We start from the raw sequence: 26,165 nt of genomic DNA, 5'->3' as shown, positions 1-26,165 counted from the left end.
ATAGCAATAACCCTATATTTCACAAGATTATTTTGCGGGCTCGTTTAGAGAAGATTCGATTTTCAATCATCTCGCAAAGGTATCATTTCAGTGCGTAATCATCGCACTGGACAGGACGTAGCATTATGAAGACACATCCACAGTACGAACCCTGGCTGCAGGGCATGTTCATCATCGCGAAGCATTATCGGCTGGATTTTTCGGCGGAGCATGTTCGGGTCACTATTAATCATGAAAGTCAGTCTCCGCGTCAGCTGGTGCTGGAGGAGATGGCGCGCCAGCTTGGGCTGGGGATGCGTATGGTCGCGGCAGATGCCGTATCCCTTGACCCGTGGCGATTGCCACTGCTGGCGGAATTCACCGGCGGACAAATCGCGGTGATCACTCGCATGGACGGTGAAGGCAATGTCAGTCTGCAGTTCAGTGGCGACGGAGGTCTGGAGACAACGCTAACGCGTGAAGAACTCGGGTCACGGTTAACAGGACTGATGGTGCTGCGCCCGCTCGAATCCACGCCGGATGCCCGCGTGGATGACTACATCAAACCGTATGAAAAAAACTGGTTCTGGCAACTGGCGCTAAAGGACTGGCGACGCTACAGCGACATCATGCTGGTGGCACTGGTCGCCAACGTGCTGGCACTCTCCGGGATGGTCTTTTCCATGCAGGTGTACGACAGGGTGGTACCGTCGCAGTCTGAAGCCACGCTGTGGGTGCTGTTTGGTGGCGTCATGATCGCCATCGTGTTCGAATTCATCATGCGTATGCTGCGCGTACATATTTCTGACGTGGTGGGGAAACGTGCCGATCTGCGCATCTCCGAACGCGTTTTTGCTCATGCGCTACGGATTAAAAACGGCGCGCGCTCTAAATCAACCGGATCGTTTATTGCTCAGATCCGCGAACTGGAGTCGGTGCGCGAGCTGATCACCTCCACCACCATTGCGGCTATCTCCGATCTACCGTTTTTCCTGCTGTTCGTTTTCATTCTGTGGATGATTGGTGGTCCGCTGGTACTGGTAGTTCTTCTGGCCGTACCGTTGTTGCTCATTCCGGGCCTGCTGGTGCAACGTCCGCTGGGGAAACTCTCCAGCGAGGGGATGCGTGAATCCGCCATTCGTAACGCCACGCTGGTGGAAGCGGTGCAGGGTATTGAAGACATCAAGCTGATGCGTGCCGAGCAGCGTTTTCAGAACCAGTGGAATAACACCAACGATGTCGCTGCCAGCGTCGGCATGAAACAGCGCTGGCTTACGGGCTTGCTGTTGACCTGGACGCAGGAGGTGCAGTCGATAGTCTACGCGGTGGTGCTGCTGGTGGGCTGTTACCTGGTTATCAGCGGCGACATGACCACCGGCGCATTGGTGGGAACCTCGATTCTGGCGTCGCGCACTATCGCGCCGTTATCGCAGATTTCAGGCGTGCTCTCGCGCTGGCAGTCAGCCAAAGTGGCCCGCAAGGGGCTGGATGACCTGATGCAGCGCCCAATTGACGACCCGCAGCACGGTAAGAAGGTGCACAAAGCGCACCTGCGCGGGGACTACACGCTTGAGGACGTCGGGTTTTACTACGACGAAGAAGAGAAACTCACCGTTCTGAATATCAACAAACTGCAGATCCGTGCAGGAGAACGGGTTGCGGTGCTGGGACGTAATGGTTCCGGTAAAAGCACGCTGTTACAGCTTCTGGCGGGTATGCAGGAGCCGCAACAGGGGAGCATTTTGCTGGACGATATTGCCCTGAACCATCTTGACCCGGCCGACGTGCGTCGTGATATGCAGTTGCTCAGCCAGCAGGCGCGCCTGTTCTTTGGCTCGGTACGTGACAACATCCTGATGGGGAACCCGCTCGCCACTGACGATGAAATTCATCAGGCGCTGGTCAACAGCGGTGCGCTGGAGTTTGTGCGCAAACAGAAAATGGGTTTGAACACCATCATCAACGAGGGAGGCACGGGGCTATCGGGAGGCCAGCGCCAGGCGTTGTTGCTGGCGCGCGCCCTGATCACCTCACCGCATATTCTGCTGCTGGATGAGCCTACCGCCTGGCTGGATGAAGTGAGTGAGAAGCAGTTTATTCAACATCTTCACAAGTGGCTGGGTAAACGCCGGACGTTGGTTGTGGCAACTCACCGTTTGCCTATTCTGGACCTGGTCGACCGTATCATTGTGCTGGAAAACGGTAAGGTGGTGATGGACGGTCCACGTGACGCGATCCTGCACCAGCACGGTATGGCACCGCTAAAAGCGGCACAGCGCACCGTGACCATGAAACCGGCGGTGGTGGCAGAGGAGAGCGTGGCATGAATGATTTCTCACGTTTCAATAGTCGTCTGCAGGAGCCGCGCTTACCGCGTTCGTCCCTGGTGGCATGGTCGCTGTTCGCCCTGCTGGCGGTTTTTATCATCTGGGCGAGTCTTTTCCAGCTTGATGAAGTCACTACCGGCAGCGGCAAAGTTATACCCTCATCGCATGAGCAGGTGATTCAGTCTCTGGAGGGAGGCATTATTCACAGCCTGATGGTACGCGAAGGTGACATTGTTGAACGCGGTCAGCAGCTTGCGCAGCTTGACCGGACCAAAACCGAGTCAAGCGTCCTGGAGAGTGAGTCTCGCCTGAATGCCGCACTGGCAACGGCTGCACGCCTGAAGGCCGAAGTGAACGATACGGGTCTCGCATTTCCTGAAGAACTGGATGACGACGTTGAGCTGGTCAAACAGGAAACGGCGCTATACCAGTCCCGTCGCGAGAGTCTGGAAAAAGGGCTGGCGGGTTTGCGTCAGGGGGCTGAACTGGTGCAGCGAGAGCTGTCGTTAACCCGACCACTGGTGACCCAGGGGGCGGCCAGTAAGGTTGAGGTATTACGTCTTGAGCGTCAAAAAAATGAGCTTGAGAATAAAATCACCGAGATGAAAAACCAGTACTACGTTCGCGCCCGTGAAGAGCTGGCAAAAGCCAATGCGGAAATTGAAGCCCAGCGTTCGGTGATGAAGGGCCGTGAGGATTCCCTGACCAGGCTGACCTTCAATGCGCCAGTTCGTGGGATCGTTAAGGATATTGACGTCACAACCGTTGGCGGTGTTATTCCCCCTAACGGCAAACTGATGAGCCTGGTTCCGCTGGATGATCAGATGGTGGTTGAGGCGAAAATCTCACCACGTGATGTGGCGTTTATCCATCCAGGCCAGAAAGCGCTGGTAAAAATTACGGCCTATGACTACTCCATTTATGGTGGGCTGGAAGGGGAAGTGACCATGATTTCACCGGATACCTTACAGGATGAGGTGAAAAGAGACGTCTACTACTACCGCGTCTACATCCGTACCGACAATAACCATCTGACCAACAAGCAAGGCAAAGAATTTCCGGTCTTCCCGGGCATGATAGCCACAGTTGACATTAAAACGGGCAGTAAAACGATTGTGGATTATCTGTTGAAACCATTGAATAAAGCAAAAGAGGCACTGCGAGAACGATAAGCGAATGGCGTTCGGAACACCGAACGCCTGTTGAATTATACAGTTGATGTCAAGTGATGAGCGTGGCGACGATCTTTAGGAACAACGTTGATGTAATGGGTGACATATGCAAAATATAATCCGGCATAATTTTCGACGAGTTCGATAAACGCCGGGTATATCGACATACGCCCATCACCCCGATCTTTCAGATAACCTGCTTCTTGTGCCGATTTGATAATTCGGTTGACGTGAATACGTGAGACAAAAAATTCTTTTGCGAGTGTGCTTGCTGAATATTCAATAACCGCACCATAGGCGGATTTGTTTTTTATGGCCTGCAGGTATAGATAGAGCATAATCATTCGACCGCCATCTTTATCGATAAATAATCCCACTTCAGGCAAAACCTTTCTGAACGTTAACCCCCGAAAGAGATATTCTGCCGCGCGACGGAAAAAGTTGTTTCTCAGAATGTCGTTATCTAACAGGTTAACATCAATATTAAAAGTCGGATATAGAATGCTGACCGGTAAAAATGCACCGGACATGTATCGCTTAAGTTCATTCAACCCCTTTTCGGTTGGGGCAATTCGCGTTTTGCGTCTGTCGTCCGTGCAGCGCCAGGTGCTGATGCGCCCCGTGGTTCTGAGTATCGTGATGATCGCAATAACGCTGTTGGGGCTGGCTATTTTATAGCGAGAACATAGCTCTTTTATTTCCGAAACAGATTCGGCCTGATTTCCAAAAATGAAACAACACATGGATAGAATAATGTTGAATCGTGATTCCTGGAGCATTGTCTTGTAGAACAAAGGTTGTTTTTTGTAGATGGTGTCATTAATTGTGTAGTGCTCTAATATTGCCTCACTGAATCGCGGATTGTTCTTTATAACATCCCTTCGATGTAGCAAGGCCCTGGATGAGATGTGATTATCCATAGCGTATTTCTCGTATTTGAATGAGCCGATAGATGAAGTATCCAGTCTTCTTTTTCGGAATTTTCATTATACCCTGAGAATGAAGGATTTGCCGTGGTTATTTGAAAAGAAAAGTATATTTGCACGTTGTGTGGTGTGAGGTGATTAACGCAAAGATGTTCCAGTAAGGACTGTTTCTTACCTTGATGTTGTACGGTAAAATTAATATTCACATCAGGTGCATGACATTTTATGCATTCACATATGGAAAAGGCGCGTTGGTGCCCAGGAGCAGGTTATGACCCACAAAATTCCTCTCAGAAATGGGGCTTGCGATGAACAAAAATTTGTCATCTCAGCCTGCGGTTTCACATTTCAGGGATATCGTCTGATCCTGAACAAATACGGTATACAGGCATCGCTTATTCGTTTTGACGGGGATGACATATCTCAACGAGACAGAAAAAATATTCTTATAAATCAGAGTGCTCACATTGTGGTGTTCCTGGGGAAAGGTATTGTCAATCTCCTTGAGAGTCTGAAACGACTGGCATCCGTACTTAATTCGCTACCCGTTATTCAACGTGTCACCCTGTATGGTGATATACCGGACAGTTGGCTGTATCGCACCCTGGGTAGCCTTTTAAATAGCAACCGTCAATTATCATTGATCCGCATCGCCCGTATTTCTGATGTAATGACCTGTTTCAACATACACAATGATATATTTAAGGATGGTTCACGCTTATTACGGGATCGCTATCTGGATTTTTCTTCTAACGAGAACTTAAAATGGCTAACCAAAAGAGAAATTGATGTTCTATTAAATTTCTACCGAGGTATGTCTGTTAAAGAATTGTGCGACAAAATGGGGCTTTCAAATAAAACAGTTTATACCCACCGTAAGGAAGGTATGCAGAAATTGCATTTGATCAAGCAATGGGTAAACGATCCGCATAATTTCAATGTGGGTGATAGTATTAAGCGCAAAAGTCAAAAAACAGGGTTTACGGCTAAAGAGACGGAGATTTATAATGCGTTACTTAAACGGGAAATATTTCCTGTGTACCAGATCATTACCGATCGGGACAAGAAAGGTGTCGGTTTTGAAATTCTTATTCGCTGGAATAAAAATGGTAAAATTGTCAAGCCAGCCAGTTTTTTGACTGATATTTCAAATAATGAAATATGGCTAAAGATTACGGCGCTAGTCATCCATGCTGCAGTGTCAGGCATTAATAAATATAACGGTAAATATTATTTTTCAGTTAATATTCCACCTCGTCTGGCTTCCGGGAATGCATTGCCTGATATGGCAAGGAAAGCTATCGATATGCTACTCAAACCGCGTTGGGCCGAAAATTTAGTCTTTGAATTCGCTGAGGATATTGATGTCACGAAGGACACCAGGATCCCTGAAACCATGCGACATTTACGGAGCACTGGGTGTCGATTGTTTTTGGATGACTGCTTCTCTAACCATCAAACCATGTTCCCGGTGCGACAGGTACATTTTGATGGGCTCAAACTGGACAGGGACATTGTTGAGCACTTCGTAGCAAATGACAATGACTATCACCTTATTAAAGCGATACAACTTTATAGCGATATGACCGGAACAGATTGCATCGCAGAGGGCGTTGATAGCGAAGAAAAATTTGAGAAGTTAGCTGCGATTGGCGTCAAAAACTTTCAGGGGTATTATTTATCTCGCGCTGTGAGAGAGGATGAATTAGACCGCATGGTTAGGATTTTTAGTTAAATAAAAATAAAGCCCCGAAGGGCTTTTAATGATTTCCATGCTGGTGGTGAACCAGAGACTTGTGGTGCAACTTACTGTCTCTGAACGCACAAATGCATCAACAATGTTTCGACTGAATTTATTTCAGTGGAAGATAGATATCCGTTTGCAACTCATATTCCGGCACCTCATTAATTAAATTAAGGTAGTGGAAAAATACCGGGGCATCGCGTAGCGTTTCGCCGCTGCCCGGTAACCAGTTGCGGAACAGCGCCCAGACCGTCTGGGAAATGTTATCCAGCGTTCCGGTATGACGCCCAACGGCGTATCGTCCACCTTCAATCTCACCATTGGTTACACCGAATTCATTCTCCGCAATGGCTTCAGAAACGCTGCCACAAATATCGAAGCGGAAGGCGTCTGCTGCTGTTGTTGCAGGGTCGTCCCATGCGATGCCAAATGTTCTGCTTTCGCGTACTGGCGATAAGCCCGTACTTTTGCGCCAGGCGATAAATTTCGCCGCGCTCTCATTCACCAGATCGGGGCTGCCGCGGTGATGCAGTATCGCCACTTTAGTCTGTGGGAAATCGACTATCTTTACTTCCATCGTTTGTTGCTCCTGTAAGGCCATTTTCGGTACGCGCTGGTGCCAGTTCAACCAGTCCGGCTGCTGCCGGAACTGACGTGGGCTTTTTCCAAACGCGGCTCTGAAGGCGCGACTGAACGATTCGGGGTTCTGAAATCCGGCGTCGAGCGCAATATCAATCACCTTTTCCTGTGGATTAAACGCCAGTCGCCAGGAAGCACGACGAAGGCGTAACCACTGGATATAGCGATACAGTGGCTGACCGCTGAACGCCAGAAACTGCCGGTGAAAATGATAAGGCGAACAGTTTGCCATGGCGCTGAGTTTCTCCAGCGTAAGCGTCTCATCGAGATGGCGGGCGATATAGTCGCACACCATCATGAAGCGCTCACGGTACACCGTTGTGATCGTATCGTTCATTGCATCCTCCTGATGACTTACTTTGCCTTACCGTACAGTGAAGATCCTGACCGATCTTGCGCAATTTCTCTGGCAATCATCACTTGACGAGGGAAGGCAGGCCAGAAAACGAGGAGGTGACCTGTCAGCTAATTATTGTGCGTATATTTTTCAACAAGATCATGTAGTTCATAATCTCCAGGCCAGAAGTATCCCTGCGCTGCAGTAGCCCTGGTGTTCATGAATAAAGAAAATAACAACTCATCTTCGATGCCTTCAATAATGGAGGTCATTCCCCTGGATTCTATATAACTAATGAGAGCACTTAATAAAATCCGACCCTCGCTATCGCTGGCTAACGAATGAAACGTTTCTGCGGATAGTTTTACAGCCGAAAAGAATCCGGTTCCTAAAGCATCATAATTTGATGCTTTTGAGCCAAAATCATCCAGCCACAAAGGGCACAGACTCATCAGTTTGTATAAAATGTTATCAATAACAACAGTATCGGCATGTTTAAAAAATATCTCAGAGACTTCAAAGCAAAGGCAAGGTTTCAGATAGTCGATAACCCTTTGAACACCCTGGTTCGCCAGGACATACTCAGCCGTATCAAAGGTAAGATTGATTGAGCATCTTATCCCGGAATGCTCCAGGAAGGTAAAGTTTTCGGCTAACTTTCTTAACTGGAGGATAAAAATATCCCTGACCGTTTTTTTATTGGCAGCCTTGAAAAAATTCGCTGATGGTATTGTATCCCCGCCGGGTTCGGAGATTATCCGACTCAGCAATTCGATGGCATACAGGTTCCCTGATGTTGAAACAACTGGTTCATAAAAAACACGAACGGTACATGATCTATTATCATAAAAAAATTTCATGCGTTCCCCAAAAGGTTGTGAAAGACAGGGTGCTGGCGTTATGGTTTGAGTGCAAATAAAATACAATCGCCTTTTTATATGTATTTAAGATTTAACAGGCAAAGGTATTCCCTTAGCTCTTGATTTTTCATCCCTAACTTACACGCAATTCTGGAAAACGTGGCATAATCTCTCATATACATCACCCTGTTATTACAGGGAAGATGTGGATTGTTTAAAAAATTAAAAAAAACCTCCTTTTCATTGAACGTAAAGAATTTAACGACATCGCCTGTAAACTCCGGAGGAGGTGGGATACTTAGCTTCCCCCTCAGATTTACCAGACTGTCTTTTTTACATAAAAAACGAACGTGATTATTACAAGACTTATAAATAAGCTTAATCCGGTAGGCTGGTTGTGGTATCAATAAATACAACTCGATACTGTCTTTACATCTGCCTAGCCGTTCCAGAAGATAGGGTGACTCTACTGGTCCATCATCACCACATTCGAAAGAAAGTATAATCACTCGTCTTTTGTGGTGGTCATCCACCAGCAAGGAACGATAAATCGCAGCTTCCATTTCATTGATTCGGTTGAAAATAAAAATATCAGAGAAGCAGCAATCAAGACATAAATGATAGAGCCCATTCCTTATAAAAGCATCCCTGCCAAGAATAAACACATCACAGCCTGAATATTTCATATATCACCAGTTTTTTATTTTGATGGTATGCTCCAGTAAGCACACCGTCAATACAAAAAAAACCAGAAAGATACTCCATCACTATACTTATCCTGGCTTAAAACGGTCTGCAAAATTTTTATTTTCCCATCTCTTTATGTTTTTTTAGTTTAAAATCCATAATTTACATCGCAATATAAAGAAAAAAGATGCCCACAAATATTCATCTGGACAAACCATTTTATGTGATTGTCGTCACCGATGACGGCAATCAATCTGCTGATGGCAACTGCTTCGCAGGTAAAGTATTTTCCGACAAATGAAGCAGGGGGTATCAGGCAGATTATTGTGGTAATGCCCGGAATTGATAAATTATCGGTAATTTCCTGTTTTTAAGTGGAGAGAATGTTCTGCAGTCTCGGCGTATCGCTTGCGCCAGGACAGGAAGGTTTACAACTCCAGATAAGTGAAATACCATACCCCCCTATAGTATCAGGAGGGCGTATGCCGCATTCACCCGAAGACAAAAAACGTATCCTTACCCGCGTCCGTCGCATTCGTGGGCAGGTTGATGCCCTTGAACGTGCGCTGGAGTCGGGCGATCCCTGTCTGGCCATCCTGCAGCAAATTGCCGCCGTGCGCGGAGCTGCCAATGGCCTGATGGGCGAAATGGTCGAAATTCACCTCAAAGATGAGCTGGTGGCGGGGGAAACCACGCCGGATCAGCGAGCTGTACGCATGGCAGAAGTCGGCCATTTGCTGCGCTCTTATCTAAAATAAACCCACATACCTGACATAAAGGGAAGACATGATGAAATCTCGCGCTGCAGTTGCATTTGGCCCCGGCCAGCCGCTCAAAATCGTTGAAATTGATGTGGCACCGCCAAAGAAAGGCGAAGTGCTGATCAAAATCACTCACACCGGTGTGTGTCATACCGATGCATTTACGTTATCGGGGGACGATCCGGAAGGCGTCTTCCCGGCGGTACTGGGCCATGAAGGTGGCGGGATTGTGGTGGAAGTGGGCGAGGGCGTGACCAGCCTGAAGCCAGGTGATCACGTGATCCCGCTGTACACTGCGGAATGCGGCGAGTGTAAGTTCTGTAAATCCGGTAAGACCAACCTCTGCCAGGCGGTTCGCGCCACTCAGGGGAAAGGGTTGATGCCAGACGGTACCACCCGTTTCTCTTATAACGGCGAGCCTGTCTATCACTACATGGGTACCAGTACTTTCAGCGAATACACCGTTTGTGCGGAGATCTCACTGGCGAAAGTGAACCCACAGGCACCTCTGGATAAAGTCTGCCTGCTGGGCTGCGGCGTGACCACCGGTATTGGCGCGGTGCATAACACAGCAAAAGTTAAAGAAGGCGACACCGTGGCCGTATTCGGTCTCGGTGGCATTGGTCTGGCGGTGATTCAGGGTGCGGTTCAGGCGAAGGCTGGTCGTATCATCGCAGTCGACACCAATCCGGCGAAATTCAAACTGGCGGGTGAAATGGGCGCGACCGATTTCGTTAACCCGCTAGATTACGATAAGCCGGTCCAGGACGTTATCGTAGAACTCACTGACGGTGGTGTTGATTTCAGCTTCGAATGTATTGGCAACGTGAATGTAATGCGTTCTGCGCTCGAATGTTGTCATAAAGGGTGGGGCGAAAGCGTCATCATCGGTGTGGCTGGCGCGGGTCAGGAGATCAAAACACGTCCATTCCAGCTGGTGACAGGTCGCGTATGGCGCGGGTCCGCGTTTGGCGGCGTGAAAGGGCGTACTCAGCTCCCGGGTATGGTTGAAGATGCTATGGCCGGAAAAATCCAGCTCGATCCGTTCATCACCCATCGTTTACCACTGGAGCAGATCAACGACGCGTTCGATCTGATGCACGAAGGGAAATCCATCCGTACCGTTATTCATTTCGGCGACAAGTAACTCTTCTGCCAGCGGTTTTTCACCGCTGGCATTTCTTTAATAATCTTCTCTAAAGTGTGACCAGTGCGGCGTTTTTAGCCGTAATCTAAATCTCTGCCGTGCCGATGACTATTTAACAAGCGTGTTTTTACGCATCTTACCTACAAGAGAGTCGACGGTCATGGACAACACTACTTCGATGCCGGCACAGCGCAAGCTGAGCTTCTTGCATCACATCAGGCTGGTTCCGCTGTTTTCCTCCATTCTCGGTGGCATTATTCTGCTTTTTGCCTTGAGCTCAGGTCTGGCGGGTTATTTCCTGCTACAGGCTGATCACGATCAGCAGGATGTCACATCCGAAATTCAGGTGCGTATGGGGCTGTCGAACAGCTCAAACCATCTGCGAACCGCACGTATCAATATGATCCATGCCGGTGCCGCCAGTCGTATCGCGGAGATGGATGCGATGAAGCAGAACATCAGCGAGGCAGAAACACGTATCAAGCAGTCTCAAGATAGCTTCACTGCCTATATGAATCGTTCTGTGCGTACCTCAGCGGACGAAGCGCTGGATGCTGACCTGAAAGCACGCTATGACGCCTATATCGCGGGCCTGCAACCAATGGTCAAATTTGCCAAAAACGGCATGTTCGAAGCGATTATCAACCACGAAAACGAAACTGCGCGTCCGTTGGATGATGCTTACAATACCGTACTGCTGAAAGCGATTAAGATCCGTACCGACCGTGCCAATGCCCTGACGGCACAGGCACACAGCCGCACACAACTGGGGCTTATGTTTATGATCGGCGCGTTCGCGCTCGCACTGGTGCTGACGGCATTGACCTTTACTGTGCTGCGCCGCACGGTGATCCATCCGCTGCAGCGTGCAGCGAAACGTATCGAGAATATCGCCAAAGGCGACCTGACAATGCCGGACGATGTGGCTGGACGAAGCGAAATTGGCCGCCTGACACGCGATCTGCAAACCATGCAGCACTCGCTTGAAAACACCGTGGGCACCGTACGCCAGGGGGCGGAGGAGATTTACCGTGGAACCAGTGAAATTTCTGCCGGTAACACCGATCTCTCTTCGCGCACTGAACAGCAGGCTGCTGCCATTGAGCAGACCGCCGCAAGTATGGAACAACTGACCGCAACGGTGAAACAGAACGCGGATAATGCTCACCATGCCAGTAAGCTGGCGGAAGATGCCTCCGGTAAAGCCAGCCGTGGCGGCCAGATGGTTTCCGGTGTGGTCAAAACCATGGGTAACATCTCCAGCAGTTCGAAAAAAATCTCTGAGATTACCGCAGTGATTAACAGCATTGCCTTCCAGACCAATATCCTGGCGCTTAACGCAGCGGTAGAAGCGGCGCGTGCAGGTGAGCAGGGCCGCGGTTTTGCTGTGGTAGCAAGCGAAGTACGTACCCTGGCAAGCCGTAGTGCGAATGCCGCAAAAGAGATTGAAAGCCTGATCAACGAGTCGGTCTCGCTGATCGACCAGGGTTCCGGTGAAGTTGTCGCCGCGGGTAACACCATGAATGAAATCGTGGAAGCGGTTAAACGTGTGACTGACATCATGCTGGAGATTGCCGCAGCGTCTGATGAGCAGAGTCGTGGCATTGTGCAGGTGAGTCAGGCGATTTCTGAGATGGATAAAGTCACCCAGCAGAACGCCTCGCTGGTGGAAGAAGCCTCCGCAGCCGCGGCATCTCTGGAAGAACAGGGCGCGCGCCTGACCGAAGCGGTTGGCGCGTTTCGTTTGAGTAGCGTGAAGCCAGGCCGAGTGGCCACACCAGCCTCAGTGACGAAGAGTACGCCGCTACGCCCTGCGGCGACGGTTTCCGGGGATAACTGGGAAACATTCTGAGTTGCGCCACCAGACAACAAAAGGGACCTTTCGGTCCCTTTTTTCATCTGTTATTTCTTATCCGGTAACGCATACGCGATAACATAATCACCACGATCCGGTGACTGACGGGCACCCCCGGCGTTAATGATGATGTACTGTTTACCGGTTTTCGGTGACACGTAAGTCATCGGGCCGGACTGGCTGCCCACGGGGAGACGGTCTTTCCAGATCTCTTTCCCGGTGGCGGTATCAAACGCGCGCAGGTAGAAATCCTGAGTACCGGCAAAGAACAGCAGGCCAGACTGAGTAGAGAGTGACGCGCCCAGTGTTGGCATACCGATTGGGATTGGCATGTGCATGCGAATGCCCAGCGGGCCGGTATCTTCCACTGTGCCGACAGGGACCTGCCACACCAGCTTGCCCGTTTTCAGGTCAACAGCTGACATGGTTCCGAACGGCGGCTTCTGGCATGGAATGCCCAGCGGCGACAGGAAGCGTTCGCGCATCGCGCCGAACTGCGTGCCGTCCATCGGTACAATACCCATCTCGATGCCGCTGGCGTTTTTCGCCACGTTTGCACGCGGCACCATGTAGTTTGCCAGCCCCAGGCGCATATCGTTGACGAACATCAGGCTGTTGTTTGGGTCAACAGAGACGCTGCCCCAGTTCATCCCGCCGAGCGAGCCAGGGAACTGCAGGGAACGGTCGAGACCTGGTGGCGTGAAGACGCCCTGATGACGCATCTCTTTGAACTGAATACGGCACAGCAGCAGGTCGACAGGCGTCGCCCCCCACATGTCGGACTCGGTCAGCGTCTGGTTGCCAATCATCGGCATGCCAACGGAATACGGCTGGGTTGGAGAGTAGCGCTCACCTTCGACGTTACCCGCCGGGACAGGACGTTCCTCAACCTTCGCCACTGGCTTACCGGTTTCGCGGTTGAGCATAAAGATCATGCCCTGCTTACTGGTTTGCACCAGCACAGGCGTGGTTCCACCTTTGCCGTCAGGAAGGTCGTACAGCAGCGGCTGGGAAGGCAGGTCAAAGTCCCACAGGTCGTGGTGGGTGGTCTGGAAATGCCAGCGGACCTGACCGGTGGCTGCATCAACCGCCACGATAGATGAGCTGTATTTATCATCCAGCGCGGTACGTTCACCTGCCCAGAAATCAGGGGTAGCATTACCGGTTGGCAGGTAGATGAGGTTCAGTTTGGCGTCGTAAGACATCGCCGACCAGACGTTCGGCGTACCGCGCGTGTAGGTCTGGCCTTCCGGCGGCAGGCCGGTCAGGTTCGGGTTACCCGGATCCCACGCCCACGCCAGTTTACCGGTGTGAACGTCATACGCGCGCACCACGCCCGGTGGTTCGCCAGTGGAGTAGTTATCCGCGACGCGACCGCCGACGACAACGACATTCCCGGCAACCAGCGGCGTGGATGTCTGCTGATAATATCCGGGCTTGATCTCGCCCATACCGACGCTCAGGTCAACGGTGCCATGGTCGCCAAAGTCTTCACAGACCTTACCGGTATCCGCGTTGATGGCAATCAGGCGGGCATCGGTAGTGGGCAGGAACAGGCGGCGAGGGCACGCGGCAGGCTGTGTCTCAATCTGTGACGTTGTCACTGAAGCGCGATCCGCAAAATAGCCCAGACCACGGCAACGCTGCCAGTTAGGTGCCGTGGCTTTGGAATCATAGCGCCACTTCTCTTTACCGGAGTCGACATCCAGTGCCAGCACTTTACTGTATGGTGTACAGACATACAGCGTGTCGCCGATCTGCAATGGCGTGTTTTGATCTTCCGCGCCAGATCCATTGCTCTGCGGGATATCACCCGTGTGTGCAACCCAGGCAACTTTCAGGTCACTGACATTCTGCTTGTTAATCTGGTCCAGCGCGGCGAAACGGTCGCCGTGCGTGGTGTTGCCCCAGTGCTCCCAGTTCTTTTGTTGCTCACCGGGGGCGACGGGTTTAACCGGAACGGGCTCGTTAGCCGCCACGAGGGTTTGCGGTTTAAACATCCAGCCCAGGCTGACCAGCATAGCCACAGCAAGCACGATCGCGATACCGAAAGCGGACGCTTTGTTTGGGGCATTATGGTTTGCTGCACGCAGAAAAGGCCACACGATGGCGCAAAGGAAGGCCAGTACGGCAAACGTGAAGAGGCGCGAGAAGAGCGGCCAGAAATCCCAGCCCGCATCGCTTACTGCCCAGAACAGTGAGGCGATAAACGCTATGCTATAAAGCACTATCCCACTGGTGCGACTGGTAAAAATCAGGATCGCGGCAATCACCATCACCACGCCCATTATCAGGAAGTACCAACTTCCACCTACGGTGGCGAGCTTAAAGCCCAACCCGCCGACGGCCAGACCGATGAGCATCATCAGTCCGGCAAGTAGCCACTGCAGAATACGAGGTATCCCGCGCGGCGCGCTGCCAAATGCCATTTCTGTCTCCTTTAGATCCCCCCGCTGTGCCGGGTATGTACCAGTTGGGTAATAATTGCAGGGTAGATAATGATTAATGCGAGTGAATTTGGGTTTATAAAATTATTTACGAACCATTTGGTGAATTCAGCGATATGATAAAACTGTTAAATTGTTTTACGCAATTGTTAATGAATAATTTCGCATTAATTGATTAGAGCACAGGACTGCCCCTCGCCCCCTTTGGTGAGAGGGTTAGAGTGAGGGGAAAAGTTTCTAGACCGGCATAGATTTGCGAATAGCGCTCAGCAATGTTTGTGCGCCTGTGGAAAGTGGGGAATCCACCCTGGTCAAAATACCGATGGGTTCACCTGCTCCAGGTGACGTCACCGGCAGTGCGGTAAGCGTACCCTGGCGTAAATCATCTTTTACCGCGCCGGAGGGAACGAACCAGACGTAGTCATAATCCAGGGTAAGCTGGCGTGAAAGCGAGGCCGAAAGCGTTTCGATACAACCGGAAGGCAGCGAACATCCCTGCATTTTCAGCAGTGTCTCGGCAGTGTCTCGCGGGACTGTCCCTTTAGGGCAAACCACAACAGGCCACTCCATGACGCGGCTTAAGGTCACGGTATCCTGCAACAAAGGGTGGTCAGGACGCACCACCAGCTTCAGTGATTCCAGAAACAACAGTTCGTAATTCAGACCACCCATCAGTTCAGGATCGGACATTCGACCGATGCCAAGATCCAGTTCACCTGATTTCAACCCCGCGAGCAACATGGTGTTATTCATGGTGGCAACCTGAATCGTGGTATGTCTTTGCTGTTTGTGGAACTGACCAATGACCGGGGGCAGAATACCCAGCGCAGCAGTAGGCAGGGCTCCCACTCGCACAACTTCACTGGAGTGTTCTTCTTTACGATTCAGGGACTGGCCCGCGGTGTTAAGGGCATCAAGTACTTTTACGGCGTGCGTGAGGAATTGCTCGCCCACCAGGGTTAGTTGCGCCCCCAGACGACCACGGTCAAAAAGACGGGTACCGGTAAGTTGTTCCAGCTCATTCAGCGTTTTCGAGAGAGCAGGCTGGCTCAGGTTAAGAGTTTCAGCCGCACGCCCCAGCGTTCCCTGTTGAGCGACGGCCACAAATGTATGCAAATGGCGCAAGCGTATGCGCTGACTGAACAGACCATTTTTTTCCATAGGCGATGTTAAAAACAGAGCGATGCGGGTGACAAGTTAAGTTGTTTAATTTTGATAACTTGATAGCAAAATATTTTTAACATCTGATCTGTTTGAGTTACAACATGTTTTTCGGCAGGTGCCCAAAAGCGAACGTCCTTGTTCTTTTATTGCGCATTCTGAAGGAGGGTCGTTAAACGGTTTAAATCACTCCGTCACCACCGTCAGAACACCACACCTGACCGGATGTAAATGAACATTCATCCGATGCCAGCGTGACATACAACGGCGCAATCTCGACGGGTTGACCCGGACGTCCCAGCGGGGTGTCGCCACCGAACTCCTTCACTTTTTCCATCGGCTGCCCGCCGCTGGATTGCAGTACTGTCCAGTAAGGGCCAGGGGCGACCGCGTTGACGCGAATGCCTTTCGGACCCAGCTGTTTGGCTAATGCTTTGGTAAATACCGCCAGACAGGCTTTCGTCTGGGCATAATCCAGCAGAACGGGGCTGGGCTTCACCGCCTGCACGGAGGAGGTATTAATAATGACGCCTGGGGATTTCAAGTGACGCAGAGCGGCTTTTGTGATCCAGAAAGGCGCATACACATTCGTTTTAAATGTGGCGTCAAAATCTTCGGTGGTCAGTTCTTCTAGCGACTTCCGGAACTGTTGGCGACCGGCGTTATTCACCAGAATGTCCAACCCACCGAGTTGGGCGACGGCCTCATCGACCAGATTCTGGCAGAAGGTTTCGTCCCGGATATCGCCCGGAAGCGCGACGGCAGTGCGACCTTCAGCTTTAATCAGCTCGATAACGTCCACTGCATCTTTCTTCTCTTCCGGCAGGTAATTGATGGCAACATCGGCCCCTTCACGAGCATAGGCGATAGCCACCGCGCGACCAATACCGGAGTCTCCGCCAGTAATCAGTGCTTTTTTGCCGGCCAGTCGACCATGACCTTTATAGCTTTTCTCCCCGTGGTCGGGGACGGGTTGCATTTCGGATGCCAGTCCCGGTGGCGTTTGCGGCTGTTCCGGGAACGGGGGCTGCGGATAAGCGTTCGTACGTTGTTTTGTATCACTCATAGCTGACTCCTTAAGCCAAGGGGTGAGATTTGATGGATAACTGCAGCGTTAACGCTTCGCTGAATTATTTCTGCAAACGATCAACACGGACGACGGCAGGCGATGACTTTTTATCAAGCGAACCGTTGATACTGATCATCTGGTCGGGTTTTACCGTTCTGCCGTCGAAGACTGCCTGGGGAATAATAACGTCGATTTTTCCGGTTTTATCCTGAAATACAAACTTATCGCCGCTACCATCAATAAGATTACCGCGCAATGAAATTGTCGCACCATCATGCATTTGTTTTGCCTGAGTGATTGTCATAATACGCGCGTCATCGGTTCCTCGATATCCACTATCAAGCGAATGCGGTGGCGGCGGGGCTTCGCCTTTTTGTAATCCGCCGTTATTATCTGCCCAGGCGACTGGAGCCAGAAATATCAAAAAAGCAGAAATACGTGATAATTTCATCGGATGTCCTTTATTTTGATTTCTTGACTTATTAAGTATTGTTGCTATTCCTTTATGTGGCAAATGTGATAAGTCCTAAAAACATTCGCGTTAGAAATCAAAATTATCGGTTAATAAGCGAAACGGTGACGATGACCATGAAGCGTGAAAATGAAAAGTTACCCGGGATAGATGAGAATTATCGCTTGCTGACGTTTGAATACGCGTTTCGTCAGGTTGGTTTTATTGTTCTTTTGGGAGTTATTGTCGCGGCCATTGCCGGTCTGTTTTCAAGCGGGATGGTCAGCGACAAGGTCAAAACGAATTCCGCTAAGTCACTGACCATAAATTATGAACGCTTTGGCCGACGGGAGACAGAGACGCGGATGCAGCTCGTGTTTCCGGTGCAAACCGAGGGGAAGTATGTCCTCAGCATGACCAGCGATACCAGTGATGTTTATGAACCCGGCAGCATCTGGCCGCAGCCGGACACCATGTTCAGCCACGGCAGGACCCTTTTTTTTGTCTATAACAACCTGAAAAAGTCAGACCGCTTCTCTGTGCTATTCTTCACGACGCCTACCAGAGCCGGTAAATGGAACACTGTCATCCGCGTAAACAGCGAGCCGGAGATTAACATCTGGCAATTTATTTACCCCTAGGAGGCTGATATGGATATGGTCTTTCGCGCGCTGGCTATTTACCTGTTCCTCGTAGTGGTATTTAAAGTGGCCGGGCGGCGCGCACTGCTGCAGATGACCAGCTTTGATCTCATTCTGCTCTTGATAATTAGCGAAGCCACACAGCAGGCGCTTCTCGGGCAGGATTTTTCCGTCACCGGTGCGATGATTACCATTACTACGCTGGTGGTGGTGGATATTATATTTGGTCTAATGAAGAAGTATTTTTCCCCGGTGGAGAATATTCTGGATGGTACGCCTGTGATTCTGGTCGAGAACGGTGTGCCGTTAATCGATAAACTGGAAAAAGTCGATGTATCTTGTGATGATATTCTGGTGTCAGCACGTCAAAATAATGGAATTACAAAAATAAGCGACATTAAATATGCCATACTTGAGCGCAATGGACATATTTCAATCATTCCTTTCGGGAAATAAGAGGCGGCAAAATGAGCAATCTTTTTCACGACAGTAATAATACAGTGGGTGAACTGACGAAGAAGCTGGCGAGTAAATTAACCGATCTCGGGCTTCGCTTAACCACGGCAGAATCCTGCACGGGGGGAAAACTCTCGGTGGCGCTCTGCGCAGAAGAGAACACGGCCGAATTTTATGATGTCGGCCTGGTTGTGTTCAGCGATGAAGCCAAAGCGCGGATCCTCCGCGTGTGTCCTGAGACGCTAGCGCGGTTTACTGCTGTGAGCGAACAGACGGTAAGCGAGATGGCCACCAGTATCCGCGACATTGCCCAGGCTGATATCAGCATCGCCATCAGCGGATACGCAGGCCCGGAGGGGGGCGACGATGGTACGGCGGCGGGAACAGTCTGCTTTGCGTGGAACATACGGGGCGAAACGAAGACCCGCACCGTGCTTTTCTCCGGTGACTGCCAGGATGTGGTGGAAAAAGCGGTGCATTACGCGCTGGCCGAGCTGGTGACGACATTGTCTGACGGGAATAACGGTTAAACTCACGTGGAGGTTCTATGGCTGTCATAGTGATTACCGGCGGGACGGCGGGCGTGGGAAAAGCCACGGCGCTGCACTTTGCCAGGGCGGGTTACGATGTTGGGCTCATCGCCCGCGATGAAGCAAGCTTGCAATCTACCCAGGAAGAACTACAGCATTTTGGTATAAATGCGCACGTCGTGCAGGCGGATGTCGCCGACTCCCGGGCGGTAGAGGATGCCGCTAACGAGATTGAGTATCGCCTCGGTGCGATTGATGTCTGGGTAAACAACGCCATGGCGGCCGTCCTGGCACCGTTTCGTACCCTCACGCCAGATGAGTTCCGTCGCGTGAATGACGTGACTTATCTCGGTTACGTGAACGGCACCCGTGCCGCTCTCGAGCTCATGGTTCCGCGCGACAGGGGCGTGATTATTCAGGTGGGCTCCGCGCTGGCTTACCGTTCCATTCCGCTACAGTCAGCTTACTGCGGTGCCAAAGCGGCAATCCGCGGGTTCACCGATGCGGTACGTACCGAGCTGATGCACGAGAACAGCCGGGTTCAACTTTCGATGGTCCAGATGCCGGGGCTGAATACCCCACAGTTCGAATGGGCGAGAAATAAGTTCGCCTGGGCGATGCGTCCGGTACCACCGGTTTTTGAACCTGAGGTAGCCGCCAGCGCCATCTTCAGGGTGGCGCAAAAACCGGTACGGGAGCTGTGGGTAGGCAGCAGCACCATTCAGTCGATCGTCGGGCAATTTTTCTTCCCCGGTTTTCTTGACCGGCTGATGGTGAAAAAAGCCTGGGAAGGTCAGATGACCGACGATTTGAATGCACCTGAGCGTCGGGATTATCTTGATCAACCGCTTAGCGACCTGCACAACATTCATGGCCGCTTTACAGATGAAGCGAAACACCGTGCAGCGTCCGTTACCTCTGGTATGCCTGGTAAAGTGGCGTTAGGCGCTCTCGCGGTGGCAGGGATAGTGGTGACGCGTCTGATAACTCGGCGGAAACCGTAATCAGCGCAGCGCGCTACGGTGCGTCCAGAACCAGCGATAGCCGTAGCCACCAAGACTGAGCTGAACGGTTTTGCCGCAAATCAGCGCGTCATCGTAGCGTTTGTCTGCGAGACAGGCGGTCCAGGTGGTGTTGCGGATCCCTTTTGCGGTGAACTGCACCGGCTGGTCGCTAAAGTTAACGAAGGTCAGGATACTGCGTTCATCGGTCTCGTAATAGATCCCCAGCACCGCGTCATCATCAATTGTGATAAGGCGAAAGGGCGCAACGGCAATTTCGGGGAATTCCGAGCGGGTATTGGCAATATCAATGATTCGGTGCAGGAGCGAGTTGCGGTGAAGCAGCGAATCGGCGACGTTGATCTTCTGATAGCGGTAAGGACCGCGATCGATAATCGGCGCGATAAATTGTTCAGGGTCGGCTGAAGAGAAACCGCCTCCTTGCGATCCTGCCCACTGCATCGGGGTGCGGACAGCGTAGCGCTCCTCCAGCTCCAGGTCGTCACCCATGCCGATCTCGTCGCCGTAGCGCATCACCGGGACACCCGGCAGGGAAAACAGCACCGCGTGGCAGAACGCCAGCCGCTTTTGATCGCCGTTGAGCATCGGGGCCAGGCGGCGGCGGATCCCGCGCTGATAGACGTTCATCTCTTCGTCAGGGGCGAACGTGTCGAGGACAAACTGTTTGTCTTTCTGACTGATACCTTCCAGATCTAACTCGTCGTGGTTGCGCAGCCAGTTGGCAAAACAGCAGGCATCAGGCGGGACAATCATCTTCTTCACCGCATTGCGCAGCGGGCGGGCGCTTTTCCTGGCCAGGCTGACGTAGAAATACTTGTTGAGCCAGAAATTCAGCACCAGATTCAGGCGGTCGTTATTGCCGAAGTAGTCTCTATAGGCCTCAACGTCTACGTCAACTTCACCCAGCAGGATCGCGTCCGGATTGCGCTCTTCGATAAGACGCCGCATATGTTCCAGGATCCACAGACCCTTTTTTTCATCACCGTTTCCTGCCTGGGTGGTGAGGTGGGACGCGGCATCGAGGCGAAATCCCGACACGCCCAGCTTGAGCCAGAAGAGGATGATGTTCTCAATCTCTTTAAGCACCGCGGGCGAGGTGAGGTTCAGATCCGGCTCGTGGCGATAAAACATGTGCCGGTAATATTGTCCCGCCTCGTCGTCCCAGCTCCAGATGCTCTTTTCCACGCCGGGAAACATGGGGGGCGTATCGTCGTCGTCGTTATCCGACCAGAGGTAGTAATCACGATAGGGAGACGCCGGGTTACGGCGCGCCTGCTGGAACCACGTATGCGTGTCCGACGTGTGCTGGATCAGTAGCTCGATAATGACCTGCATACCCAACTCACGGGCCTGTTCGATAAAGGCGATGATATCGGCCAGTTTCCCGAAGCGGGGATCCACCTGGAGGTGGTCGCTGACGTCGTAGCCTTCATCGAGAAAAGGGGTCAGATAAAACGGGGTGATCCAGATGACCGTCGCCCCCATGCGGCGAATATAACGCAGCTTGGCCGCTATCCCGGCGATGTCTCCGCAGCCATCGCCGTTCAAATCATAAAATAACGCAGTATCAATCTGATAAATAATGGCTCGTGTATGCCAGTCCGTCATAGCGTTCCTCAGTGATAGCCTTCAGTATCCGAAACTTTGCCCCGAAAGACGTAGTAGCTCCAGGCGGTGTACACCAGGATCACCGGAATAATCAGTAAAGTTCCTACCAGCATAAACAACTGGCTGGCAGGCGGTGCCGCGGCTTCCCACAGGGTGATGTGCGGCGGAATGATATTCGGCCACAGGCTGATACCCAGCCCGCTAAACCCGAGGAAAATAAGCCCCAGCGTCAGCAGGAATGGGCGCGCGTGGCTGGCCGGGTTGCGGGTCAGGCGCCAGATCAGCACGCTGAAGATCCCAACCAGCAGAGGAACCGGCAGGAACCAGAAGAAGTTGGGTAAGGTAAACCAGCGGTCGGCGACGTACTGCCAGCCGAGCGGCGTCCAGACGCTCACTACCGCGATAACCACCACTAGCGCCAGCAGAACGTGACGGGTCAGTTCGCGCATGCGGGCCTGAAGCGCGCCCTCACTTTTCATAATGAGCCAGGTGGTGCCCAGCAGCGTGTAGGCGACGACCAGACCGATACCGCAGAAGAGGTTAAAGGGGGTGAGCCAGTCAAGCGCGGAGCCGACAAAACGCCGCCCCTCAACGTCGAAGCCGTTAATCACAGCGCCCACCACCACTCCCTGACTGAAGGTAGCGAGCAGAGAGCCGCTGGCAAAGGAGTAGTCCCAGAATTTGCGGTGCGACGGTGTGGCCTTGAAGCGGAACTCAAAGGCGACGCCGCGAAAGATGAGGCCGATCAGCATCGCGGTGAGGGGAATGGTGAGCGCATCAATAATGACCGCATAGGCCAGCGGAAATGCACCGAAGAGCCCCGCGCCGCCGAGAACCAGCCAGGTCTCGTTTCCATCCCAGACCGGTGCCACGCTGTTGACCATTACATCGCGCTCTTTCGCATCACCCACAAAGTTAAACAGCAGGCCGATACCCAAATCAAAACCATCCATGATGATGTACATCAGCGTGGCAAAGACGATGATGGCAAACCAGATAACTGAGATATCGACGCCCATCAGTTTCTCTCCTGTTCAGGAGCAGACTCAGCGGCAGACAGCGGACGGGCGGGAGTGCCCGAGGTGTTTGACGTCAGCGTACCGACAGGCTGGGGTCCTTTCTTAATCAGCCGGATGAGGTAAACATAGCCCACCCCAAACACCGACGAGTAGACGACGAAGAACGCCAGCAGGCTGATGCTCATCTGCAAGGTGCTGTGCAGCGATACCGCGTCGATAGTACGCAGATAGCCATAGACCACCCACGGTTGGCGGCCCACTTCGGTGGTCACCCAGCCGGCGAGCAGCGCCAGCAGCCCGGCAGGCCCCATACAGAGGGCAAACCAGTGGAACGGGCGAGAGTGATAAAGTCGATGACGATAGCGCAGCCAGACGCTGAGCAGACCGAGAGTAATCATCAGTAGCCCCATCCCGACCATGACGCGGAACGACCAGAAAACGATGGTCGAGTTTGGCCGATCTTCTTTCGGGAAATCTTTCAACGCAGGAACCTGCTTATCCAGACTGTGCGTCAGGATAAGACTCCCGAGAGCGGGGATCTCCAGACCGTATTTGGTGCGCTCCTCGTCCATATCCGGCAGACCAAACAGCAGCAGAGGTGTGGCCTCGCCGGGCGAATTTTCCCAGTGCCCCTCAATGGCGGCGATTTTTGCAGGCTGATGCTCAAGCGTGTTCAGACCGTGCATATCTCCCACCACTGCCTGGATGGGGGCGACCAGCAGCGCCATCCACATCGCCATGGAAAACATGGTGCGGACGGCGGGGGTATCGTTACCGCGCAGCAGGTGCCATGCGCCCGACGCGCCGACAAACAGCGCGCTGCTCAGAAACGCGGCGATAGCCATATGAATCAGGCGGTAAGGGAAAGAGGGATTAAAGACGATGGCCAGCCAGTCCTGCGGAATAACTTGTCCGTTTTCAATAGTGAAGCCCTGCGGCGTATGCATCCAGCTGTTGGAGGCGAGGATCCAGAAGGTCGACATCAGCGTGCCGAGCGCCACCATGCAGGTAGAAAAGAAGTGCAGGCCCGGGCCGACCTTATTCCAGCCGAACATCATGACGCCAAGGAAACCGGCTTCCAGGAAGAAGGCGGTTAACACCTCATAGGTCAGGAGTGGGCCGGTAATACTGCCCGCGAACTGTGAGAACCCGCTCCAGTTGGTGCCAAACTGGTACGCCATGACCAGACCGGAAACGACACCCATCCCGAAGTTAACGGCAAATATCTTGAGCCAGAAATGGTACAGCGAACGCCAGACGTCTTTTTTGGTCCGCAGCCACATCCCCTCCAGCACCACCAGATAGCTGGCGAGGCCGATGGTGATCGCGGGAAAAAGGATGTGGAACGAGACGGTAAAAGCAAACTGAATTCTTGCTAAATGGAATGCATCAAGTGCGAACATGGTCCGTACCTCTGAAACGATGGGGGCACGCGCATCGCCGGGCTATTTTTTCGCTTCGACCCCTGACGCGTCAGAACGCAGCAGGAACTGTTCCGTCGTTTGCGGGATATGACGAATCAGCCAGTCGGCCATTTCGCGCTCTTCGGCGAGGATCGTCTCAATAGCAGGTATCGAGGCAGTGTCGCCCGCTTTTTTCGCCGCCGCGAGCAGGGAGGTATAGCAGGCTATTTCAAACTGTTCGAAAACATAGCCGCTGATTGAGCCCTTAACGATCTCATCAGAAGGGAACATGCCGCCGATGGACTGCCCCAGCGCCGCCATTTTGCTCATCGAGTCTTTTAAAACCGAACGAGAAATATCATTACGGTCGAGGATTTCTTCCAGCAATGTAATTTGCCGTTTTGTCTCATTAATATGCTGCTCAATTCTGGCGCGAATATCAGGATAATTATCGATACGGCTGGCCATGGATTCCAGCATAGATTCGGCTTGCTTTTCCATCGCATGGGCATCGCGTAGCCAGTCATGGTAGTGTTCTACGTGATTCATCATTGTATCCTCATTAGTGGTTCGCTTATTTGGTCTCATTTTCAGCAGCCTGATCGGCACGCGCGGCACTGTAGCCAGATAAATGGCCGACAATATTGGCGTAAATACTGATGATAATAACCCATAGCACGCTGTTCTTCCACCATATTATGGAAGGGATAGCGAGAATGAACCATATTATGGCTGCCGCTAAATGGCACCGTTTAATTGTCCTGGGACTGATGCTCATTTTATTTAACCTGTATTATTGCGTCATTTCTGCGCTTTTTGGTTAATATTTCCTACGGCCAGGTCGGTGAGTTTAAGGTCGGTCTCTTTTTCTTCTTCCAGCGTTTCGGCAAGAAGCTTAACGGCTTTTTTATAGCCCAGTTGTTCAGCTAGTGTTGCAAGGGTACCGTAGCTGGCTATTTCGTAATGTTCGACTTTTTGCGCGGCGGCAATAAGTGCGGCATCACGTACTTCATTTTTTTCCGTACTTTCGATGACTTCGTTAGCTTCTTCAATTAAGCCTTCCATCGCCACGCATTTCATGCGCTTAAGCTTGATACCGTCTTCCTGCTCGACGATCTGGTCGATACGTTCGATCTGACCCTGCGTCTCTTCCAGGTGTGTGGCAAAAGCGGCGCTCAGCTTCTCGCTGGAGGCGGCGCGGGCAAGTTTGCTTAACGCTCGGGTAAGCTGCTTTTCTGCGCTGTAGGTATCCGACAGAAGATGAATAAAGACATCCTCGACACTTTTCATATTCATAATAATTATGCTCCAGTAAAATAAATATAGGTTACTGCGAGCTTTTCAGCCCGCAGCATGCTCTCTGGGTTTATTAAAAGAGTATTAAATAAGATCAGGAGTTATCAGATTTACGGCCTCCGCCGTGACTGTTCTGTCCCCCTTTCTTACCCGCTTCAGATGCCCGTTGCGGATCGTTTTTAAAGTTCCCACCGCTATGCTGGCCACCTTTACGGCCCGCTTCTGATGCTTTTTCACGGTCTTCAGCGAAATTACCGGAACCACCACGATGCTCTGCCATATTAAACCTCATAGTCATATATTGGTTATGTCAGTACGATACGAAAATATTCCGTATCACTCGTCGTTCGAGTAATAACTCTAGTCGCTGTGCGTCATCCGTCAAATGCGTTTTGCTATTTGCGGTTGCGTTATTTTTAAATGTTTGTAAATTTGCGCTTCGCTTAAAAATGAAATATGGATAGACAGGAAGGACTTGTAAACAACCATTCAGATTAATCCTAACTTCGAGCTAAAAATTTGAAAGGAGAGGATAAAAATAATGGCGTACTCGAATTGGTTAATTTGCATTCAGGAGACAGCCAAAAAATACTCCTTTATAGATAGAAAGCGGAACCCTAAATAATTA

General features: G+C 51.6%; 25 protein-coding genes. 10 read left to right on the top strand and 15 right to left on the bottom strand.

The features are described 5' to 3' along the window. Positions 1-125: 125 nt before the first annotated feature. Entirely contained in the window at positions 126-2,306 is a 2,181-nt protein-coding gene (locus HED65_RS02550; RefSeq protein WP_114977296.1) for a type I secretion system permease/ATPase, read from the top strand. Beyond that, the gene (locus tag HED65_RS02545) at positions 2,303-3,478 is read left to right on the top strand and encodes an HlyD family type I secretion periplasmic adaptor subunit (RefSeq protein ID WP_114977295.1); all 1,176 of its coding nucleotides are present in this window, start codon (positions 2,303-2,305) and stop codon (positions 3,476-3,478) included. Before HED65_RS02550 ends, HED65_RS02545 begins: the two co-directional genes overlap by 4 nt. Positions 3,479-3,513: 35 nt before the next feature. Here HED65_RS02545 and HED65_RS02540 read toward each other — a convergent pair whose 3' ends face one another. Next, the gene (locus HED65_RS02540) at positions 3,514-4,398 is read right to left on the bottom strand and encodes a MarR family transcriptional regulator (protein ID WP_114977294.1); all 885 of its coding nucleotides are present in this window, start codon (positions 4,396-4,398) and stop codon (positions 3,514-3,516) included. Between the two features lie 277 nt (positions 4,399-4,675). Between HED65_RS02540 and HED65_RS02535 the strand changes: the two genes are divergently transcribed. Then, positions 4,676-6,139: an EAL domain-containing protein gene (locus tag HED65_RS02535; RefSeq protein WP_114977293.1), complete on the top strand. Its 1,464-nt coding sequence runs from the start codon at positions 4,676-4,678 to the stop codon at positions 6,137-6,139. A gap of 118 nt (positions 6,140-6,257) precedes the next feature. Here HED65_RS02535 and HED65_RS02530 read toward each other — a convergent pair whose 3' ends face one another. From HED65_RS02530 to HED65_RS02520, 3 genes are all read right to left on the bottom strand, one after another. Continuing rightward, positions 6,258-7,124 carry an AraC family transcriptional regulator gene (locus HED65_RS02530; RefSeq protein WP_114977292.1) on the bottom strand — a complete coding sequence of 289 codons (867 nt, stop codon included), beginning with the start codon at positions 7,122-7,124 and terminating at the stop codon, positions 6,258-6,260. Between the two features lie 128 nt (positions 7,125-7,252). Continuing rightward, entirely contained in the window at positions 7,253-7,984 is a 732-nt protein-coding gene (locus HED65_RS02525; RefSeq protein ID WP_114977291.1) for an EAL domain-containing protein, read from the bottom strand. A 74-nt stretch (positions 7,985-8,058) separates the two neighbouring features. Beyond that, a complete protein-coding gene (locus HED65_RS02520; RefSeq protein ID WP_114977290.1) occupies positions 8,059-8,670 on the bottom strand; it encodes a hypothetical protein in 612 nt (203 codons plus the stop codon). Between the two features lie 483 nt (positions 8,671-9,153). Between HED65_RS02520 and HED65_RS02515 the strand changes: the two genes are divergently transcribed. From HED65_RS02515 to HED65_RS02505, 3 genes are all read left to right on the top strand, one after another. Continuing rightward, the gene (locus HED65_RS02515) at positions 9,154-9,429 is read left to right on the top strand and encodes a metal/formaldehyde-sensitive transcriptional repressor (RefSeq protein ID WP_021242544.1); all 276 of its coding nucleotides are present in this window, start codon (positions 9,154-9,156) and stop codon (positions 9,427-9,429) included. A 31-nt stretch (positions 9,430-9,460) separates the two neighbouring features. Further along, positions 9,461-10,579 (top strand): S-(hydroxymethyl)glutathione dehydrogenase/class III alcohol dehydrogenase, encoded by a 1,119-nt coding sequence (locus HED65_RS02510; RefSeq protein WP_114977289.1) that lies wholly within the window; start codon positions 9,461-9,463, stop codon positions 10,577-10,579. A 160-nt stretch (positions 10,580-10,739) separates the two neighbouring features. After that, on the top strand, positions 10,740-12,431 hold the full coding sequence (locus tag HED65_RS02505; RefSeq protein ID WP_114977288.1) for a methyl-accepting chemotaxis protein: 1,692 nt from the start codon (positions 10,740-10,742) through the stop codon (positions 12,429-12,431). Positions 12,432-12,481: 50 nt separating this feature from the next. Here the strand turns inward: HED65_RS02505 and HED65_RS02500 are convergent, their stop codons facing one another. From HED65_RS02500 to HED65_RS02485, 4 genes are all read right to left on the bottom strand, one after another. Beyond that, positions 12,482-14,863 carry a glucose/quinate/shikimate family membrane-bound PQQ-dependent dehydrogenase gene (locus tag HED65_RS02500; RefSeq protein WP_114977287.1) on the bottom strand — a complete coding sequence of 794 codons (2,382 nt, stop codon included), beginning with the start codon at positions 14,861-14,863 and terminating at the stop codon, positions 12,482-12,484. A gap of 255 nt (positions 14,864-15,118) precedes the next feature. Further along, a complete protein-coding gene (locus HED65_RS02495) occupies positions 15,119-16,042 on the bottom strand; it encodes a LysR substrate-binding domain-containing protein (protein ID WP_114977286.1) in 924 nt (307 codons plus the stop codon). 181 nt (positions 16,043-16,223) lie between these two features. Then, complete coding sequence (locus HED65_RS02490; protein WP_114977285.1) at positions 16,224-17,108, bottom strand: SDR family oxidoreductase; 885 nt, start codon at positions 17,106-17,108, stop codon at positions 16,224-16,226. Positions 17,109-17,172: 64 nt separating this feature from the next. After that, the gene (locus tag HED65_RS02485; RefSeq protein ID WP_114977284.1) at positions 17,173-17,562 is read right to left on the bottom strand and encodes a YdeI family stress tolerance OB fold protein; all 390 of its coding nucleotides are present in this window, start codon (positions 17,560-17,562) and stop codon (positions 17,173-17,175) included. Between the two features lie 137 nt (positions 17,563-17,699). Between HED65_RS02485 and HED65_RS02480 the strand changes: the two genes are divergently transcribed. The 4 genes from HED65_RS02480 to HED65_RS02465 are packed head-to-tail and all read left to right on the top strand — an operon-like array spanning position 17,700 to position 20,193. Beyond that, positions 17,700-18,203: a hypothetical protein gene (locus HED65_RS02480; protein WP_114977466.1), complete on the top strand. Its 504-nt coding sequence runs from the start codon at positions 17,700-17,702 to the stop codon at positions 18,201-18,203. Between the two features lie 9 nt (positions 18,204-18,212). Then, positions 18,213-18,659, top strand: coding sequence for a DUF421 domain-containing protein (locus HED65_RS02475; RefSeq protein ID WP_114977283.1), 447 nt, complete (start codon positions 18,213-18,215; stop codon positions 18,657-18,659). An 11-nt stretch (positions 18,660-18,670) separates the two neighbouring features. After that, positions 18,671-19,189 (top strand): 2-oxo-tetronate isomerase, encoded by a 519-nt coding sequence (locus HED65_RS02470; RefSeq protein ID WP_114977282.1) that lies wholly within the window; start codon positions 18,671-18,673, stop codon positions 19,187-19,189. A 17-nt stretch (positions 19,190-19,206) separates the two neighbouring features. Then, entirely contained in the window at positions 19,207-20,193 is a 987-nt protein-coding gene (locus HED65_RS02465) for an SDR family oxidoreductase (protein WP_114977281.1), read from the top strand. Here HED65_RS02465 and HED65_RS02460 read toward each other — a convergent pair whose 3' ends face one another. The 7 genes from HED65_RS02460 to HED65_RS02430 form a co-directional block, all read right to left on the bottom strand. After that, positions 20,194-21,819 carry an alpha-amylase family protein gene (locus HED65_RS02460; protein ID WP_114977280.1) on the bottom strand — a complete coding sequence of 542 codons (1,626 nt, stop codon included), beginning with the start codon at positions 21,817-21,819 and terminating at the stop codon, positions 20,194-20,196. Positions 21,820-21,827: 8 nt separating this feature from the next. Further along, on the bottom strand, positions 21,828-22,838 hold the full coding sequence (gene cydB / locus HED65_RS02455; protein ID WP_114977279.1) for a cytochrome d ubiquinol oxidase subunit II: 1,011 nt from the start codon (positions 22,836-22,838) through the stop codon (positions 21,828-21,830). Then, positions 22,838-24,241 (bottom strand): cytochrome ubiquinol oxidase subunit I, encoded by a 1,404-nt coding sequence (locus HED65_RS02450; RefSeq protein WP_114977278.1) that lies wholly within the window; start codon positions 24,239-24,241, stop codon positions 22,838-22,840. Before HED65_RS02450 ends, cydB begins: the two co-directional genes overlap by 1 nt. 42 nt (positions 24,242-24,283) lie before the next feature. Then, positions 24,284-24,790 (bottom strand): ferritin-like domain-containing protein, encoded by a 507-nt coding sequence (locus HED65_RS02445; RefSeq protein WP_114977277.1) that lies wholly within the window; start codon positions 24,788-24,790, stop codon positions 24,284-24,286. A 25-nt stretch (positions 24,791-24,815) separates the two neighbouring features. Beyond that, entirely contained in the window at positions 24,816-25,019 is a 204-nt protein-coding gene (locus HED65_RS02440; protein ID WP_114977276.1) for a hypothetical protein, read from the bottom strand. A 23-nt stretch (positions 25,020-25,042) separates the two neighbouring features. After that, complete coding sequence (locus HED65_RS02435; protein WP_114977275.1) at positions 25,043-25,537, bottom strand: YciE/YciF ferroxidase family protein; 495 nt, start codon at positions 25,535-25,537, stop codon at positions 25,043-25,045. A 94-nt stretch (positions 25,538-25,631) separates the two neighbouring features. Then, positions 25,632-25,817: a con-10 family general stress protein gene (locus HED65_RS02430; protein WP_004150795.1), complete on the bottom strand. Its 186-nt coding sequence runs from the start codon at positions 25,815-25,817 to the stop codon at positions 25,632-25,634. Positions 25,818-26,165 lie beyond the last annotated feature (348 nt).

It is taken from the genome of Pantoea sp. LS15 (assembly GCF_012241585.1).
Taxonomy (GTDB): Bacteria; Pseudomonadota; Gammaproteobacteria; order Enterobacterales; family Enterobacteriaceae; genus Enterobacter.
This window is presented reverse-complemented; position numbering and strand designations above follow the sequence as displayed.